This window comes from Streptomyces sp. P9-2B-2, from assembly GCF_030406865.1.
Lineage (GTDB): Bacteria > Actinomycetota > Actinomycetes > Streptomycetales > Streptomycetaceae > Streptomyces > Streptomyces platensis.
In genome coordinates this window covers 1,079,039-1,095,098 of the sequence record NZ_CP129126.1, presented here as the reverse complement: position 1 = coordinate 1,095,098, position 16,060 = coordinate 1,079,039, and the positions used below count along the sequence as shown (strand labels likewise).

15 protein-coding genes and 1 pseudogene are annotated in these 16,060 nt (G+C 72.1%); 10 read left to right on the top strand and 6 right to left on the bottom strand.

Features of this window, described 5'->3' with window-relative positions; all coding sequences use genetic code 11:
- Positions 1-386: 386 nt before the first annotated feature.
- The gene (locus tag QT196_RS04925) at positions 387-1,571 is read right to left on the bottom strand and encodes an IS701 family transposase (RefSeq protein WP_290354407.1); all 1,185 of its coding nucleotides are present in this window, start codon (positions 1,569-1,571) and stop codon (positions 387-389) included.
- A 53-nt stretch (positions 1,572-1,624) separates the two neighbouring features.
- Between QT196_RS04925 and QT196_RS39335 the strand changes: the two are divergent.
- The 8 genes and pseudogenes from QT196_RS39335 to QT196_RS04890 all read left to right on the top strand — a co-directional run.
- A pseudogene (locus QT196_RS39335) lies at positions 1,625-1,780 on the top strand (site-specific integrase); the annotation flags it as partial.
- A gap of 76 nt (positions 1,781-1,856) precedes the next feature.
- Positions 1,857-2,681, top strand: coding sequence for a HipA family kinase (locus QT196_RS04920; RefSeq protein WP_168477810.1), 825 nt, complete (start codon positions 1,857-1,859; stop codon positions 2,679-2,681).
- Positions 2,678-3,073, top strand: coding sequence for a DUF3037 domain-containing protein (locus QT196_RS04915; RefSeq protein ID WP_168477809.1), 396 nt, complete (start codon positions 2,678-2,680; stop codon positions 3,071-3,073). The genes QT196_RS04920 and QT196_RS04915 overlap by 4 nt, the downstream gene beginning before the upstream one ends.
- Before the next feature lie 243 nt (positions 3,074-3,316).
- Positions 3,317-4,078, top strand: a complete 762-nt coding sequence (fabG, locus tag QT196_RS04910; RefSeq protein ID WP_085923425.1) for a 3-oxoacyl-ACP reductase FabG — start codon at positions 3,317-3,319, stop codon at positions 4,076-4,078.
- A gap of 29 nt (positions 4,079-4,107) precedes the next feature.
- The gene (locus QT196_RS04905; protein ID WP_168477808.1) at positions 4,108-4,878 is read left to right on the top strand and encodes an SDR family oxidoreductase; all 771 of its coding nucleotides are present in this window, start codon (positions 4,108-4,110) and stop codon (positions 4,876-4,878) included.
- Positions 4,879-4,999: 121 nt separating this feature from the next.
- Positions 5,000-5,461 carry an aldo/keto reductase gene (locus tag QT196_RS04900; RefSeq protein ID WP_290354406.1) on the top strand — a complete coding sequence of 154 codons (462 nt, stop codon included), beginning with the start codon at positions 5,000-5,002 and terminating at the stop codon, positions 5,459-5,461.
- A 41-nt stretch (positions 5,462-5,502) separates the two neighbouring features.
- Positions 5,503-6,171: a uracil-DNA glycosylase gene (locus QT196_RS04895; RefSeq protein ID WP_168483562.1), complete on the top strand. Its 669-nt coding sequence runs from the start codon at positions 5,503-5,505 to the stop codon at positions 6,169-6,171.
- Positions 6,172-6,297: 126 nt separating this feature from the next.
- The gene (locus tag QT196_RS04890) at positions 6,298-6,837 is read left to right on the top strand and encodes a hypothetical protein (protein ID WP_168477807.1); all 540 of its coding nucleotides are present in this window, start codon (positions 6,298-6,300) and stop codon (positions 6,835-6,837) included.
- Positions 6,838-6,919: 82 nt separating this feature from the next.
- On the opposite strand, the gene QT196_RS04885 is transcribed toward QT196_RS04890, so the two are convergent.
- Entirely contained in the window at positions 6,920-7,615 is a 696-nt protein-coding gene (locus tag QT196_RS04885) for a TetR/AcrR family transcriptional regulator (RefSeq protein WP_290354405.1), read from the bottom strand.
- Positions 7,616-7,701: 86 nt separating this feature from the next.
- Between QT196_RS04885 and QT196_RS04880 the strand changes: the two genes are divergently transcribed.
- Together QT196_RS04880 and QT196_RS04875 are read left to right on the top strand one after the other, a co-directional pair.
- Positions 7,702-8,946 carry an FAD-dependent monooxygenase gene (locus tag QT196_RS04880; protein ID WP_168477806.1) on the top strand — a complete coding sequence of 415 codons (1,245 nt, stop codon included), beginning with the start codon at positions 7,702-7,704 and terminating at the stop codon, positions 8,944-8,946.
- Positions 8,943-9,851, top strand: a complete 909-nt coding sequence (locus QT196_RS04875) for a Gfo/Idh/MocA family oxidoreductase (protein ID WP_290354404.1) — start codon at positions 8,943-8,945, stop codon at positions 9,849-9,851. The genes QT196_RS04880 and QT196_RS04875 overlap by 4 nt, the downstream gene beginning before the upstream one ends.
- On the opposite strand, the gene lnt is transcribed toward QT196_RS04875, so the two are convergent.
- The 4 genes from lnt to QT196_RS04855 form a co-directional block, all read right to left on the bottom strand.
- Entirely contained in the window at positions 9,820-11,352 is a 1,533-nt protein-coding gene (gene lnt / locus QT196_RS04870) for an apolipoprotein N-acyltransferase (protein ID WP_266734712.1), read from the bottom strand. The two genes, QT196_RS04875 and lnt, sit on opposite strands and share 32 nt — an antisense overlap.
- Positions 11,353-11,472: 120 nt before the next feature.
- The gene (locus QT196_RS04865) at positions 11,473-11,955 is read right to left on the bottom strand and encodes a nuclear transport factor 2 family protein (protein WP_168477803.1); all 483 of its coding nucleotides are present in this window, start codon (positions 11,953-11,955) and stop codon (positions 11,473-11,475) included.
- A gap of 60 nt (positions 11,956-12,015) precedes the next feature.
- A complete protein-coding gene (locus tag QT196_RS04860; protein ID WP_168483561.1) occupies positions 12,016-13,956 on the bottom strand; it encodes an ABC transporter ATP-binding protein in 1,941 nt (646 codons plus the stop codon).
- A 121-nt stretch (positions 13,957-14,077) separates the two neighbouring features.
- A complete protein-coding gene (locus QT196_RS04855; protein WP_290354403.1) occupies positions 14,078-15,589 on the bottom strand; it encodes a GAF domain-containing protein in 1,512 nt (503 codons plus the stop codon).
- Positions 15,590-16,060: the final 471 nt, after the last annotated feature.

The window sequence follows — 16,060 nt, the reverse complement described above, 5'->3', positions numbered from 1 at the left end:
AGCACGCGACGGGGAGGACACACACCCTCGCGTACGTCGCGCACAGACTCAGGGCTGGTCGGTTAACTCGGAGAAGATCATGACGGTTCGGATGCCGGTGAACATGGTGCCTCCCTGGCGCATCGGTCGGCGCCGTGCAGGCAGTCCTCGACTGCACGGCGAGCTGCTGTCGGACGGTCGGGCAAGTGAAGACGAGCGGGCGCCGGGGCAGCTGCGCACCCCTAGTACTGCAACGGTGTTTGTGCTGATGGGTGGGCAGTTCTATGGGCTGTGGCCGCGTCGTGTGTAGTGGCTGGTGCGGGCTTGGTGTTGGCGTCTGCGGCGCCAGTGTGACCAGTGCAGGATGTGGTCGACGGGTGGGGGTTGGCGGTGGGTGAGGCGGGTGATCAGGCGTCTGATCTCGGCGAGGCTGAGGTGGATGAGCTGGGAGGATCCGTTTCTGCTTTCCCGGCATCGAGTGCACGGGCCCGCAGGACGGTCAGGCAGGCGTGGGCGGCCATGGCCAGGGTGATGTGGCGGTGCCAGCCCGGGTAGCGGCGGACTTGGTAGTCGTCCAGGCCACACTCCTGCTTCGCGGTCTGGAAGCATTCTTCGACGGCCCACCGGCTGCCGGCGATATGGATCAACTCGTCCAGGGTGGCACCGGCTGGGCAGTAGGCGATGTAGTAAGAGAGCTCCTCCGGCCGGCTGACGCTGCGACGGGCGAGGACCCAGTGCCGACGGTCCTCGCGGTGCCAGGGACGGACTTCGACACGCGCCCAGTCGAACACCCGCGGTCTATGGGCGCCGCGTCCGCAAGAGCGGCGTTTCCACTTCTGCCGCGCAAGGCCGGTGAACAGGTCGTGGACGGGATGGTCCAGGGCCCAGCGGGTGACGACGGTGTCGTGGCGGGTGGTGGCCATGACGTGGAAGACGTCGGCCTGCTCCAGCTCATGGCGCCAGCCTTTGCTGAAGCCGTAGGCGGCATCCGCCGTCACCCACCGGAACGGGATCTTGTCGGCGATCGCCCGGCGGACCATCTTCTTCGCCATAACGACCTTGGTCTCGAAGCCGACCTCGTCGTCGATACCGGCCCTGCGACAGCGTTCGCGGTCGTCCGTCCAGGAGGTGGGCAGATACAACCGGCGGTCGATCAGGGTCCGGCCGCCACCGGCTGCACAGGCGAGGAAGACACCGACCTGGCAGTTCTCCGTCCGTCCCGCGGTCCCGGAATACTGCCGCTGCACCCCCGCCGAACGGGTCCCCTTCTTCAGGAAGCCCGTGTCGTCCACGATGAGCACAGCCTCGGGGTCGCCGAGGTGCTCGACAACGTAGTCACGCACATCCTCAAGGACCTCATCAGCTTCCCACTCGATCCGGTTCAGCAGCCGATGGATACGGTCCGGAGCGGCATGACCGGCCTGTTCGGCCAGAGTCCAGCCGTTCTTCCGCTCCAGCGGAGCGATCAGTCCCCGCATATACGCAAGCGCCGACTCCCGCGGCTCCGACCTGGAAAACCTGTGCACGAACCGCTCGTGCACAGCGTCCAGTTCACCGGCCCACACCATGGCATCAGCAAGGTCCCCACCCATGACCAGCCCAACGACCGGCCTGTCCAACCGTCACGGCAAACACCGTTGCAGTACTAGGGCACTCCTCGCCCGCGATCACCCTCGGTTACTATGCTCACTTCATGCCGGAGGCCGGAAGCAAGGGGCGCACTGCCATCGACGGGCTGCTCGGGAAGCAGGGAGAACCCCATGCCATTCGAAACTCCCCAGATTCTCCCCAGGTCCGTTGACGGGCGATTTCCGCTGCTGCACCCGTCCGAAGTCGACCGTGGATTGCAAGGCTGAAGAGACAGGTGGCCTGGGAAAGTGCTTGCAGAAGTGACAGCGACTCGCTATGTCACGCCCTTGCGTGAAGGCGGCTCGCTCCCGGGAATCGTCGAGGCCGACGACCTGGGTACGTACATCATGAAGTTCACCGGTGCCGGGCAGGGGCGTAAGACGCTCGTGGCCGAGATTATGTGCGGGCAGTTGGGGCGGCGGCTCGGGCTGCGGGTGCCGGAGCTGGTGCGGATGCAGCTCGATCCCGTCATCGGGCTGAGTGAGCCCGATCAGGAGGTTCAGGAGCTGCTGAAGAGCAGTGGCGGGCTCAACCTCGGGATGGATTACCTGCCCGGATCGCTGGGGTTCGACCCGCTGGCCTTCGAGGTGAGTGCCCGCGAGGCGGGGCGAGTGGTGTGGTTCGACGCGCTGATCAACAACGTTGACCGGTCCTGGCGCAATCCCAATCTGCTGGTGTGGCACGGCGAATTGTGGCTGATCGACCATGGTGCGGCGATGATCTGGCATCACAACTGGCCCACCGCGGAGAAGGCTTCGGCCCGCCCGTACAACGCCTCGGATCATGTGCTCGCCACCTTCGGACCGGATGTCGCCGCGGCGGCCGAGGAGCTGGCGCCGCAGATCACCGAAGAGCTGCTGACCGAGATCGCGGCGGATGTCCCGGACGAATGGCTGTCCGGCGAGCCGGGCTTCGACTCCCCGGACGTGCTGCGCCAGGCATATGTGCGCACCCTGCTGGCCCGGGCCCGGACGATCAGTGAGCACATCACCCTCGGGGAGCCCTCCGGGGACAAGCCCTCGCAAGCACCGGAATGGCTGGCGGCGAAGCTGCCGCGGAGGGCAGTGAAGTGACCGGACTGCACAACGGCCGCGACGTTTTCGAGTACGCCCTGCTGAAGGTCGTGCCCCGGGTGGAGCGCGGCGAGATGATCAATGCCGGGGTGGTCGTGTACTGCCGCGCCCGGGGCTTCGTCGAGGCCCGGACCCATCTGGACGAGGCCCGGCTGCTGGCCCTTGACCCCACGGTCGATGTGGCCGGTGTACGGGCCGCGCTCGGCGCCGTCGAGGGGATCTGCGAGGGCGGCGAACGGGCCGGCCAGGCGGCCGGGGATGACGCGGGACGCCGCTTCCGCTGGCTGATCGCACCGCGCAGCACCATCGTGCAGCCGGGCCCGGTGCACACCGGTCTGACCGCCGACCCCACCGCCGAGGCCGAGCGGCTGGTGGAGCTGCTGGTGCGCTGAGGCTCAGCGGATCGCCGTTCGGGCGCCCGGCGCCGCCTTGGGGCGGGCCGGGCGCTTCGTCGTGGCGCGCCCGGGCCCCGGCCGGTCTCACAGGTGAGGTGGGCAACGGCGCGGTGGTGGGGCGTTGACAGCGGGTGGCCGGGCTTCTAGCGTCAGCCCTGCTCAGGCTACTAAGCGGTTGCTCACCTACGGGATCGGTGCGGCGGACCGCTTGTCGAGGTTTCGAGGGTGAGGAGAACCCGCATGTCCACCACCGAGCAGCGCGTTGCCATCGTCACGGGCGCGGCCCGCGGTATCGGCGCGGCCACCGCCGTACGCCTGGCCGCCGAGGGCCGTGCCGTCGCCGTACTCGACCTCGACGAGGCGGCCTGCAAGGACACCGTCGAGAAGATCACCAAGGCCGGGGGCAAGGCCATCGCGGTCGGCTGTGATGTCTCGGACGCGGAGCAGGTCGAGACGGCGGTCGCCCGGGTCGTCTCCGAGCTCGGTGCGCCGACCGTGCTCGTCAACAACGCCGGTGTGCTCCGCGACAACCTGCTGTTCAAGATGAGCGAGAGCGACTGGGACACGGTCATGAACGTGCATCTGCGCGGCGCGTTCCTGATGTCCCGCGCCTGCCAGAAGCACATGGTGGACGCCAAGTTCGGGCGGATCGTCAACCTGTCCTCCAGTTCGGCGCTCGGCAACCGCGGACAGGTCAACTACTCGGCGGCCAAGGCCGGTCTCCAGGGCTTCACCAAGACCCTCGCCTTCGAACTCGGCAAGTTCGGCGTCACCGCCAACGCCGTCGCCCCCGGCTTCATCGTCACCGACATGACGGCGGCCACCGCCGAGCGCGTCGGGATGGGCTTCGAGGAGTTCCAGGCCGCGGCCGCCACCCAGATCCCGGTCCAGCGCGTGGGCCGGCCGGACGACATCGCCAACGCGATCGCCTTCTTCACCGGCGACGCGGCCGGCTTCGTCTCCGGCCAGGTCATGTACGTCGCCGGCGGCCCGCTCAACTGACCGCCCCACCGACCTCAGGAGTTCTGGACATGACCGAGCAGGACAGCGGGCTCCCCGAGCCCACCGGCAAGGTGGCGCTGGTCACCGGCGCCAGCCGTGGTATCGGCTACGGCATCGCCGAGGCCCTGGTGGCCCGCGGCGACCGGGTCGTCATCACCGGCCGCAACGAGGACGCCCTCAAGGAGGCCGCCGAGAAGCTGGGCGGCGACCGGGTGCTCGGCGTGGCCGGCAAGGCGCATGACGAGGCCCACCAGGCCATCGCCGTCGAGCGCGCGATGGAGACCTTCGGCCGCGTCGACTACCTCGTCAACAACGCCGGAACGAACCCGGTGTTCGGCCCCATCGCGGACCTCGACCTGGGTGTGGCGCGCAAGGTGTTCGAGACCAATGTCGTCTCGGCGCTCGGTTTCGCGCAGCGCACCTGGCACGCCTGGCAGAAGGACAACGGCGGCGCCATCGTCAACATCGCCTCGATCGCCGGTCTCGCGCCCTCGCCGTTCATCGGTGCGTACGGGATGAGCAAGGCCGCGATGGTGAACCTGACGCTTCAGCTCGCCCACGAGTTCGCGCCGGGCGTGCGGGTCAACTCCATCGCGCCCGCGGTGGTCAAGACCAAGTTCGCGGCGGCGCTCTACGAGAACCGCGAGGAGGAGGCGGCCGCCGGCTACCCCCTGGCGCGGCTCGGCGTCCCGGAGGACATCGGCGGGGCCGCGGCCTTCCTGCTGTCCGACACCTCGGGCTGGATCACCGGTCAGACGCTGGTGGTCGACGGCGGTCTGTTCCTCAACGCCGGGGTCTGACGGCTCCGGGCGGGCCCGCGCGGCTTGCCTTGGTGTGCGCTCCAAGAGACAGAGTCCGTGGTGCCGGTCCTCATCAGGACCGGCACCACGCACGTCAGCGGACCCGTCAGGGAGACATGCCATGCACTACCGCACGCTCGGCGGCGACCAGGGCCTCGGGTATCAGCGCGATGTGTCTCGGGACGCTGCCGTTCGGCACCACCGTCGACGAGCCGACCGCCTCGCCGTCCTGGACCGTGCCGGGATCGAGAGCAGCCTGCGCCGTCTGGGCACGGACCGGGTGGATCTCTGCTACGCGTACCCGGAGGACCGCCGCGTCTCTCTGGACGAGACCGTCCAGGCGCTGGCCGGCCTCGTCCGTGACGGCGCCGTGGGAGCCCTCGGGGCGGGCGGTCACCGGACCTGGCGGCTCGCCGAGGCCCGGCACACCGGGACGCGTGCCTGGCGGCACTCGCTCTGCGGCTGGACGCCGTCCAGCGTGCCCGTCTCGACACCGCCGGAGGGGGCGGATCGCGGCCTCCGGGCCGGCCCGGTCGGCCCGCGGACGGCGTTGTCAGTGGTCGCCGGTAGGTTCGGGGACTGAGAACGCAACGCACACCGGAGGTTGTTGACGTGGTGACCGACATGCTGCCCGAATCCTGGCGCGGGGTCCTCGGCGAGGAGTTGGAGAAGCCCTATTTCAAGGAGCTGACCGACTTCGTCGAGGAGGAGCGGGCCAATGGCCCGGTCTATCCGCCCCGCGAGCAGGTCTTCGCGGCGCTGGAGGCGACGCCCTACGACCAGGTGAAGGTGCTCATCCTGGGCCAGGACCCGTACCACGGTGCGGGGCAGGGCCATGGCCTGTGCTTCTCCGTGCAGCCCGGTGTGAAGACGCCGCCGTCGCTGCGGAACATCTACAAGGAGATGAAGGAGGAGCTGGGCCACCCGGTCCCGGACAACGGCTATCTGATGCCCTGGGCCCAGCAGGGCGTGCTGTTGCTGAACGCCGTCCTGACGGTCCGCGAGGCCGAGGCCAATTCTCACAAGGGCAAGGGGTGGGAGAAGGTCACCGACGCGGTGATCCGTGCGGTGGCCTCCCGGCCCGACCCGGCGGTCTTCGTGCTGTGGGGGAATTACGCCAAGAAGAAGCTGCCGCTGATCGACGAGGAGCGGCATGCCGTGGTGCAGGGCGCGCACCCCTCCCCGCTGTCGGCGAAGAAGTTCTTCGGCTCCCGCCCCTTCACCCAGATCAACGCCGCGGTCGCCGCGCAGGGCCATGCCCCGATCGACTGGCGCATCCCTGACCTGGGCTGAGTCGGCGGGCCCGGGCGGCGGGCCGGACCACCCGGTGCGTCGCACACACCGCGCGCAGCTCCCGTCCGGCGGTTAGCGTCGAGGGAACGAGCCACCGATGGTGTGAGCGGATATGGGAGTGCAGTGGTGGAAACGCGGCGGGAGGCGGCGTCCGAGGACGGGGTGCTGACCCGGATCGGCCAGGCGATCATGCTGCATCGCGGCGGCGACCGGGAAGAGGCCCGTAACCGCCTCTCGGCGCTGTGGCAGGAGATCGGGCCGCACGGAGACGCCTTCCACCGCTGCACCCTCGCCCACTACATGGCCGACACCCAGGACGACCCCCGGGACGAACTCGACTGGGATCTGCGGGCCCTGGAGGCGGCCGAGGGATTCGTCACCGAGCGGCCCGCGGGCTCCGTCGCCACGCCGGGGGAGTCCCGGGTGGCCGACGGCCCCGGCCCCCGCCACCCCCTCGTCGCGCTCCGTGCGTTCTTCCCCTCCCTGCACCTCAATATCGCCGCCGATTACGCCGCGCTCGACCGGCCGGCCGACGCCCGCGCCCAGCTGCGGCGCGCGCGGGCCTCGGTCAACGCCCTCGCCGACGGCGAATACCGCCAGGGCCTCCGGGACGCGATCGAACGGCTCCAGCTGCGGATCGACCGGGCGGCGGGGCACATGCCGTAGGGCGTGTCGCCAACGCCTCGGCCATCTTGGAGGTGCCTCACCCACGAGGTTGCGCCGAGGGGCTCGGCCACCTCGGAGCACCTCACCCCCGCAGCATCCCGTCGAGCAGCTCCGCGCAGGACGTGCGCAGTGCGGCGCGGGTGGGGGCGGCCGCGTGGAACTGGCCCGCGATGCAGGAGAACAGGATCCCGTCGCACCAGGCCACCATGCTCATTGCATGCCGCTCGGGATCGGCGGAACCCGCCGCCGCCAGCATCGCCGCCATCGGCTCCCGGAAGGCCCGGCCGGCCCGGTCGTAGACCGCCCGCAGCTCGGGCCGGCGGGTGGCCTCCAGGGCCAGTTCGTACCGGGCGAGGAGCAGCTCCCGGTGCCGGGAGAGGTAGCGGTGCAGCGCCAGCGAGAGCGCCTCGGCGACCGCCGCCCCGGAGCCCTCGGCCTCGGCGACCGCCGCCCTGGAGTCCTCCGTCCCGGAGTCCTCGGCCCCGGCGCCCGTCTTGGCCCGCGCCGCCTCGGCCCGCCCCGCCGCGGGCCGCTCCCGCGCCGTGAGTACCGCGGCTTCCCGCTCCGCCAGCCGCCGCACCGCGGCCTCCAGCAGGGCCGCCCGGGTGCGCGCGACATTCGAGGTGGAGCCCTGCGGCAGCCCGGCCTGCTCGTCCACGGCCCGGTGGGTCAGCCCGCGCATCCCGCGCTCGGCGAGCAGCGTCAGCGCCGCGTCGGCGATCAGCTCATTGCGGGGGGCGGCGGCGGGTGCCGGGGTGCGGTCGCTGCGGGCGTTCATACCGGGAGCCTAGCCGCCGACTACAGGTGTAGTCTCGACGGCGCAGGGGTGACTACACCTGTAGTTGACCGGATACGGGAGGCAGCATGCGGCAGCACACCGCGCTCGTCATCGGCGGCGGCATCGGCGGACTCACCGCGGCGCTGGCACTGGACCGCCGCGGCTGGTCGGTCACCGTGTTGGAGCGCGCCGCCGCGCTGGAACCCGTAGGCGCGGGGATCGGCCTCGCCCCCAACGCGCAGCGCGCCCTGGACACCCTGGGCGCGGGCGACGGCCTCCGTGCCCTGGCCCCCGCGCAGACCGCGGCGGAACTCCGGCTTCCCGGTGGTCGCCGACTGGCCCGTATGGACCAGGCCGCGGCCGTCCGGCGGTACGGCGGCCCGGTGGTGGTCGCCCACCGCGCCGAGGTGGTCGCACTGCTCGCCGGCCGGCTGCCCGAGGGCGCGGTACGCACCGCCGCCGCGGCCACCCTGGCCGACCCCGGCGACGCCCGGCCGGACGGCCGCCCGGCGCGAGTGCGGATCCACGGGGCGGCCGGTGACGAGGAGCTGACCGCGGACCTCGTCGTCGCCGCCGACGGTATCCACTCCGCCGTCCGCCGCGCCCTCTTCCCGCAGCACCCCGCACCCCGTTACGCCGGCTTCACCGCCTGGCGCCTCGTCGCTCCCGCGCCCGGCCGCCCCTTCACCGCGCATGAGACCTGGGGCCCGGGCGGCATATGGGGCACCCAGCCGCTGCACGACGGACGGGTCTACGCCTATGCCACCGCGGCCGTCCCGCCCGGCGGCCGGGCCCCCGACGGCGAACGGGCCGAACTGCTGCGCCGCTTCGGCTCCTGGCACCACCCCATCCCTGACCTCCTCGCCGCCGTCGACCCCGCCGCCGTGCTCCGCAACGACGTCTACACCGCGGCCGCCGCACCGCCCGCCTTCCACCGCGGTCGGGTCGCGCTGCTCGGTGACGCCGTCCATCCGATGACCCCCAACCTCGGCCAGGGCGGCTGCCAGGCCGTCGAGGACGCCGTCGTGCTGGCCCATCTGGCCGCACCGGACGCCGACCTCGCCGCCGCGCTCACCGCGTACACCCGGCAGCGGCTGCCGCGCACCATGGACGTGGTCCGCCGGGCCGAGCGGATCGGCCGGCTGACCACCTGGCGCTCCCGGCCGGCCCGCGCGCTGCGCGCCGCGCTGATGGCCGTCCCCGCCCGCCTGGCACCGGATCTGGCGCTGCGGGCCATGGACGGCATCGCCGATTGGCGGCCGCCGACCGGCACGTATGCTTCCGGCACGCGAGGCACCCCCAGCGCGGCACAACCCAAGGAGCATGAGTGAAGGTCGGCTGCATCGGACTCGGCGACATCGCCCAGAAGGCGTACCTCCCCGTCCTGGGCACACAACCGGGGCTCGAACTGCATCTGCACACCCGCACCCCGGCCACCCTGCAACGCGTCGGCGCCACCCACCGGCTGCCCCCGGCCCAGCTCCACCCGGACCTGGACTCGCTGCTCGCCGTGGGCCTGGACGCCGCCTTTGTGCACCCCGCCACCTCCGCCCACCCCGAGATCGTGACCCGGCTGATCGAGGCCGGCGTACCGACCTATGTCGACAAGCCGATCGCCTACGAACTCGCCGAGTCCCGGCGCATCGTCACGCTCGCCGAGGAGCGGGGGGTGGGCCTCACCGTCGGCTTCAACCGCCGCTTCGCGCCCGCCTACGCCCAATGCCGTGAGCACGCCCGCGATCTGATCCTGATGCAGAAGAACCGCATCGGCCTGCCCGAGGACCCGCGCACCCTGGTGCTCGACGACTTCATCCATGTCGTCGACACCCTGCGCTTCCTCGTCCCCGGGGAGGTCGACCACATCGATGTGCGGGCCAGGATCCGGGAGGGGCTGATGCAGCATGTGGTGCTTCAGCTATCCGGCGACGGCTTCACCGCCCTCGGCATCATGAACCGCCTCAGCGGCTCCGCGGAGGAGATCCTCGACGTCTCCGGGCAGGACACCAAGCGTCAGGTCGTCAATCTCGCCGAGGTCATCGACCACAAGGGGCAGCCGAGCGTCCGGCGCCGCGGCGACTGGGTGCCGGTCGCCCGTCAGCGCGGGATCGAGCAGATCGTGCTGGCGTTCCTGGACGACGTACGGGCCGGCCGGCAGCCGTCCGCGCAGGACGCGCTGCGCACCCACGAACTGTGCGAACGGGTCGTCACCGACGCGCTCGTGCAGAGCGTCTGCTGAGCGCCCGCAGCCCCGCATACCCGCCGGCGAGCACCAGCGCGCCCATCGCCCCGTACACCGCCCAGTCGCCGTACCGGGTGTACGGGGTGGTGCCTTCGGCCAGCGGCAGGTCGTAGACGGCGGCCGCGCTGCGGTCGGTGCCGAGCCGCACGCCGATCTGCTCGCCCCGCGGGCCGTAGACGGCACTGATACCGGTGAGGGTGGCGTGCACCATCGGCCGCCCGTTCTCCGCGGCGCGCAGCGCGGCCAGCGAGGCGTGCTGCGCGGGCGCCCAGCTCTCCTGGAAGGTCGAGGTCGAGGACTGGGCCACCAACACCTGCGCCCCGTCGCGCACCAGATGGCGGCTCATATCGGGGAAGGCGCTCTCGAAGCACACCAGCGGTCCGACGCGCAGTCCGCCCGCGGAGGCGACCGGCATCACCACCGTGGCGGTGCCGCGCAGCCGGTCGGTCGGGGCGGCCTTGCCTACCCGGGTCGCCCAGCCGAGCGCGGACCGGAACGGGATGTACTCGCCGAAGGGCACCAGCCGCATCTTGGCGTAGCGGTCCCCGGTCGGTCCGTCCGGTCCGATCAGGACGGCACTCTTGGAGATGCCCGGCCGTCCGGCGTGCGCGGAGTCGGCGTTGATCAGCAGCTCGGCGCCGGTCCGCCGGGAGAGGGCGGCGAGACGCTCGGCGAGCGCCGGGTGGTCAGCCGGGTCCTGGGTGAGGCTGCTCTCGCCCCAGACGATCAGGCGCACCCCGCGGCCCGCCAGCGACCGGGTGAGCGCCTCGCTCCGGGCCAGCCGTTCCGCCGGGGTGCCGGTCAGGTTGGGCTGGACGACGGCGATCCGTACCGTGCCGGTGGTGCGGAGGACCGGTGACCGGAACCAGGCCGCGGTGACCGCCAGCGCGCACACCAGCAGCCCGGCGACGGCGGGCAGCCGGGCCGCCGGGCGGGCGATCAGCTCGGCCAGGGCGGTGTTCACCGCCACGATCAGCAGGCTGACCAGCCACACCCCTCCGAACGAGGCCAGCCGCAGGGCGGGCGGCACCTGCCACTGGCTGGCGCCCATCAGCCCCCATGGGCCACCCAAGTACTCCCAGGACCGGACGAGTTCGACCATCAGCCAGCCGGAGGGCACCAGCACCAGCGCGGCGGCGCACCGGCCCGCGCCGGGCGCACCGCCCAGCAGCGCCCGCACCAGCAGCCCCCAGGGCGCCCACAGCGCACCGAGCAGCAGGGCCAGCACGAGGATGAAGACATGCAGGCTCGGCAGCAGCCACTGGTGGACGGCGAGTATGAAGCCGGTGCCGCCCAGCCAGCCGTCCAGCGCCGCCCGTCCGTACGTCGGAGCCGTCCGCACCAGCAGCAGCCAGGGCACCAGGGCGGCGTACGCCAGCCACCACCAGGACGGGGCGGGAAAGGTCAGGGCCGGGACCGCTCCGGCGAGCGCGGCGGCCAGGCCCCGTGACCAGGGGGAGCCGAGCCACCGCGCCTGCCGGCCGAGCGGTCTGTCCATGCCGGGCTCCCTGGTGCCGGTTTTCGCCGGTCGGACGGCCAGTGTGCGCGGGTGCGCCGATCAAGAAAAGGGGGTGTCGCCGCAACAGCCGATACCGGATCGCGACCGGCTGCGCGGCCCTCAGTCCGCCACCGGCTGCACCTGCCGCCACTTCTCGTGGACGACGACTCCGGTCAGCCGCCAGCCTTCGGTGGTGCGGCGGGCGGCGAATTCATAGCGCCCGGCGCAGGTGTAGTTGGGGGCGGTCGGCCCGCCTCCGGCGTCCGACGCGGGGCCGGCGAGCCGCATCGGGTTGAGGTAGTCGGCCTGGACGGTGGCGGTGTCGCCGGGGGCGCCGTCCCGCCGGTTGAGGGTGACCCGGCGGTTGACGATCAGATGCTGCCGTATCGCGAAGTGCCGCAGCATCTCGGCGAGCCAGGCGGCCATCTCCTCGGCGCCGCCCTCGATGCCGCCCGCTGAGCGGTAGTCGGCGCGGCCGTCCGGGGTGAACAGGGCCAGATAGCCGGGCCAGTCGCCGTCGTCCACGGCGATGGCGTACCCGGTGATCAGATCGTCGATGGCGAGGCGGTCCATGAGCGTGGAGTGTTCCGCGCGCTGCGTCATCGCCTCAGTTTTCGGCATACCGGGGCCCCCGCCAAGAGGCGGGGGCTCACCGGCGCGGCGTCAGTTCACCAGCGCCGACTCCGGCAGGTGGTCCGGGCCGGAGTCCGTGCGCCCGGCTTCCGCGGCGGCCCGCCGGTCCTCCGAGTCGGCGAACTGGGTCCGGTACAGCTCCGCGTAGCGCCCCTCGGCCGCCAGCAGCGTCTCGTGCGTCCCGCGCTCGACGATCCGCCCGCCCTCGACCACCAGGATCAGGTCCGCGGCCCGTACGGTCGACAGCCGGTGGGCGATGACCAGGGCGGTACGGCCCTCCAGCGCCTCGGTGAGCGCCTCCTGCACCGCCGCCTCGGAGGTGTTGTCCAGGTGGGCGGTGGCCTCGTCCAGGATCACCACCCGGGGGTGGGCGAGCAGCAGCCGGGCGATCGTCAGCCGCTGGCGCTCGCCGCCCGACAGGCGGTAGCCGCGCTCGCCGACGACGGTGTCCAGCCCGTCGGGAAGTCCGGCGATCAGCTCCTCCAGACGGGAGCGGCGCAGCGCGTCCCACAGCTCCGCCTCGGCCGCCTCCGGCTTGGCCAGCAGCAGGTTCTCGCGGATCGAGTCATGGAAGAGGTGCCCGTCCTGGGTGACCATGCCGAGGACGTCGCGCAGCGAGGCGGCGGTCAGATCGCGGACGTCCACCCCGGAGAGCCGGACCGCCCCGGTGTCGGTGTCGTAGAGCCGCGGCAGCAGCTGGGCCACCGTCGACTTCCCGGCGCCCGACGAGCCGACCAGGGCGACCATCTGGCCCGGTTCGGCGCGGAAGGAGATGCCGTGCAGGACCTCTTCGCCGCCGCGGGTGTCGAGGGTGGCGACCTCCTCCAGGGAGGCCAGCGAGACCTTGTCGGCGGACGGATATCCGAAGCGTACGGAGTCGAACTCGACGGACACCGGGCCCTCGGGGACCGCCCGGGCGTCCGGCTTCTCGGTGATCAGCGGCTTGAGGTCGAGCACCTCGAAGACCCGCTCGAAGCTGACCAGCGCGCTCATCACCTCGATATGGGCGCCGGACAGCGCGGTCAGCGGGGCGTAGAGCCGGGTGAGCAGCAGGGCGAGCGAGACGATCGCGCCGGGCTCCAGCTGTCCGCGCAGCGCGAGGAAGCCGCCCAGGCCGTAGACGACGGCCAGCGCCAGGGCGGAGACCAGGGTGAGGGCGGTGACGAAGTACGTCTGGACCATGGCCGAACGGACCCCGATGTCACGCACCCGGCGGGCCCGGGTGGCGAACTCGGCGGACTCGCGGGCCGGACGGCCCATCAGCTTGACGAGGGTGGCACCCGGCGCGGAGAACCGCTCGGTCATCTGGGTGCCCATCGCCGCGTTGTGGTCGGCGCCCTCCCGGCGCAGATCCGCCAGGCGGCGGCCGACCCGGCGGGCGGGCAGTACGAACAGCGGCAGCAGCACGAGTGCGATCAGGGTGATCTGCCAGGACAGGCCGATCATCACCCCGAGGGTGAGCAGCAGCGTCACGATATTGCTGACGACCCCGGACAGGGTGTCGCTGAACGCCCGCTGCGCACCGATCACATCGTTGTTGAGCCGGCTGACCAGCGCTCCGGTACGGGTACGGGTGAAGAAGGCGATCGGCATCCGCTGGACGTGGTCGTACACCGCGGTGCGCAGATCCAGGATCAGGCCCTCGCCGATGCTCGCCGACAGCCAGCGGGTCACCAGCCCCAGGCCCGCCTCGGCGACCGCGATGACGGCGATCAGCCCGGACAGGCGGAGGACGAGGGACGGTGCGTCGCCGCCGACGATGGCGTCCACCACCCGGCCGGCGAGCAGCGGGGTGGCCACCGCGAGCATCGCGGTCACCGTGCTCAGGACGAGGAACCACACCAGGCGGCGGCGGTGCGGGCGGGCGAAGGCCGTGATGCGGCGCAGGGTGCCGCGGGAGAAGCGGCGCCGTCCTTGCTGCGCGGTCATCGAACTGTGCAGGGCGTGCCAGGCGGTGACTTCCATGTCCATCGTGGCCTCCAGGTGCCGGGGTCGCGTCACGGGATCGCCGTGCGTGACCGGCGACATAAAGGAACCTAGAACCTCAACCAATCTTGAGGTCAAGCCATTCCGGTGCGCTCACCCGTCGGATTCAGGAGCCGGAGTGGTCGTCGAGCGGACGTTCCCACGTCACGGGCGGGTGCGAGCCGTCGGGGGACCGCACCGTCAGCCGTACGCCCGGCCGTCCGTCGGGCAGCGTGGCGGTGGTGTCCACCACGACCGACACCCGGGGCGGCGACGGTGCCCCCACCGACGTCAGCGCCCGGTCCAGCGCGGTCAGCAGCTCCCGGCCGGTCCGCTCGTCCACCCGCGCCTCGACCGGGCCGACGAACTGCACCGACGGTCGGCCGCCGAGCGCCGCACCCGCCGCCCGCAGCACCCGGGTGCGGAGGCCGGGCGGCGCCTCCGACGGCCCCTGCTGGAGCGCGATGATCGCCGTCCTGATCTCCTGGATCGTCGCGTCCAGCTCATCGATCGCCTCGCCGAGCCCCTCCTGCACCTCCGGCAGCAGCGCCTTGCGCCGGGCGGTCTCCAGCAGCATTCCGGTGGCGAACAGCCGCTGGATGACCAGATCGTGCAGATCGCGGGCGATCCGGTCGCGGTCCTCGAAGACGGCGAGCCGCTCGCGGTCCCGGTGCCGGTCGACGAGCACCAGCGCCACCGCGGCCTGCGCGGCGAACTGGGTCCCCAGCGTGCGTTCGGTGTGGCTGAAGCGCCGGTCGCCGGACATCCGGCACAGCGCCAGGGCGCCCAGCACCCGCCCGTTGCTGCGCAGCGGCAGCAGCATCGTCGGGCCGTAGTGGCGCGACAAGGGGGAGATCGAGCGGGGGTCGGCGGCGAAGTCGTCGGAGAAGACCGCCAGCCCGGCGTGCAGCTGGTGGAGCACCGGGCTCGCGGGAGGTATCCAGTCGTGGAATGCCTCGGTCCGCACGTCCTCCGACAGCACGGTGGAGATCGCCACCACCTCCATACCGCCGTCGGCGTGCGGCAGCAGCACCGCTCCGGTGGCCGCCTCGGCCAGTTCCCGGCCCTGTTCCGCGACGACGGTGAGGGCGTGGGTGGCCGTGGAGCGGGTCTCGGGCCCGGCCAGCAGCGCCGTGGTCACGGAGGCCGCGCCCTCGATCCAGCGTCGTCGCTGCCGGGCGGCCGCGTGCATCCGGGCATTGCTCAGGGCCAGCCCGGCCTCGGCGGCCAGCACCCGCACCAGATGCCGATCGCCGTCGTCGAATTCCCCGCCGTCGCCCTTCCCCGCGACGTACAGCGTGCCGCACACCTCGCCCGCCACCTGGATGGGCACCTCCAGCGCGGCTCCGACGGGCGGCGCGGCCCCGGGGGAGACGCCGTGGGTGATCGGCTCACCCGGCCCGCCGCCGTCCGCGTCACGGAGGGCGACGGCGGCATGGTGCGCACCCGTGAGAGAGGCGGCGGCCTCGGCGATACGGTCCAGCGCGCGGCCCAGATCATGGTCGGAGCCGACCCCGCCCCCCTCTTCCCACAGGTGCGGAAGCCCGGAGAACGGCCCCGCGGCCGGCGCAGGCGGGCTCTGCGCGGTCCGGTCGGGGAGATCTCCAGCGGGATCCGACGGCTTCAGGGCACACCTCACACTTTCCGGCGATTCGGCCAGTCTAATTCGCCCGAAAGTGTTCCATTGGGGCCGTCCGGGCGAGGCGATTGGGGAGGCTCATGGCGAGGCCCCGAGCGAGGCGTCCGGCGGGGCGCCCGGGGCGATCAAGGGCCGGTCGCGGGGGCGTCGGGGCGGCCCGGTCCGCGGTCCGGCCGCCGGGCCGACGTGCGCCCGCCCGCCGACGCCGGAAGCTGCTATTTCCGGCCGCACGGTGTCCACAGCCCCTCGCGGGTCTACGCGGCCCGCAGCCCGGGCGCACAACCGGCGACGTACGCGGAACCGCGGTCGGCCGTGCCGCGCCCCGGGGATCCAGCCCTGGGGCACCTGTCTCAGCCACACCCGCGAGGGTCGACTTTGAGACAACCTGTAGATGTCCCGGTCGCTGGGACTTGGAGGCCGCGGCCTGCGGGTAAGCCGTAGACAACTACGGACAGCAGCAGAAACGCAGGA

Coding starts and splice junctions, on each gene's coding strand:
- fabG (WP_085923425.1), top strand. CDS start 3,317: ATGTCCACCACCGAGCAGCGCGTTGCCATCGTCACGGGCGCGGCCCGC.
- QT196_RS04885 (WP_290354405.1), bottom strand. CDS start 7,615: ATGAACGCCCGCAGCGACCGCACCCCGGCACCCGCCGCCGCCCCCCGC.
- QT196_RS04905 (WP_168477808.1), top strand. CDS start 4,108: ATGACCGAGCAGGACAGCGGGCTCCCCGAGCCCACCGGCAAGGTGGCG.
- QT196_RS04900 (WP_290354406.1), top strand. CDS start 5,000: ATGCACTACCGCACGCTCGGCGGCGACCAGGGCCTCGGGTATCAGCGC.
- QT196_RS04925 (WP_290354407.1), bottom strand. CDS start 1,571: ATGGGTGGGGACCTTGCTGATGCCATGGTGTGGGCCGGTGAACTGGAC.
- QT196_RS04865 (WP_168477803.1), bottom strand. CDS start 11,955: ATGACGCAGCGCGCGGAACACTCCACGCTCATGGACCGCCTCGCCATC.
- QT196_RS04860 (WP_168483561.1), bottom strand. CDS start 13,956: ATGGACATGGAAGTCACCGCCTGGCACGCCCTGCACAGTTCGATGACC.
- lnt (WP_266734712.1), bottom strand. CDS start 11,352: ATGGACAGACCGCTCGGCCGGCAGGCGCGGTGGCTCGGCTCCCCCTGG.
- QT196_RS04895 (WP_168483562.1), top strand. CDS start 5,503: ATGCTGCCCGAATCCTGGCGCGGGGTCCTCGGCGAGGAGTTGGAGAAG.
- QT196_RS04880 (WP_168477806.1), top strand. CDS start 7,702: ATGCGGCAGCACACCGCGCTCGTCATCGGCGGCGGCATCGGCGGACTC.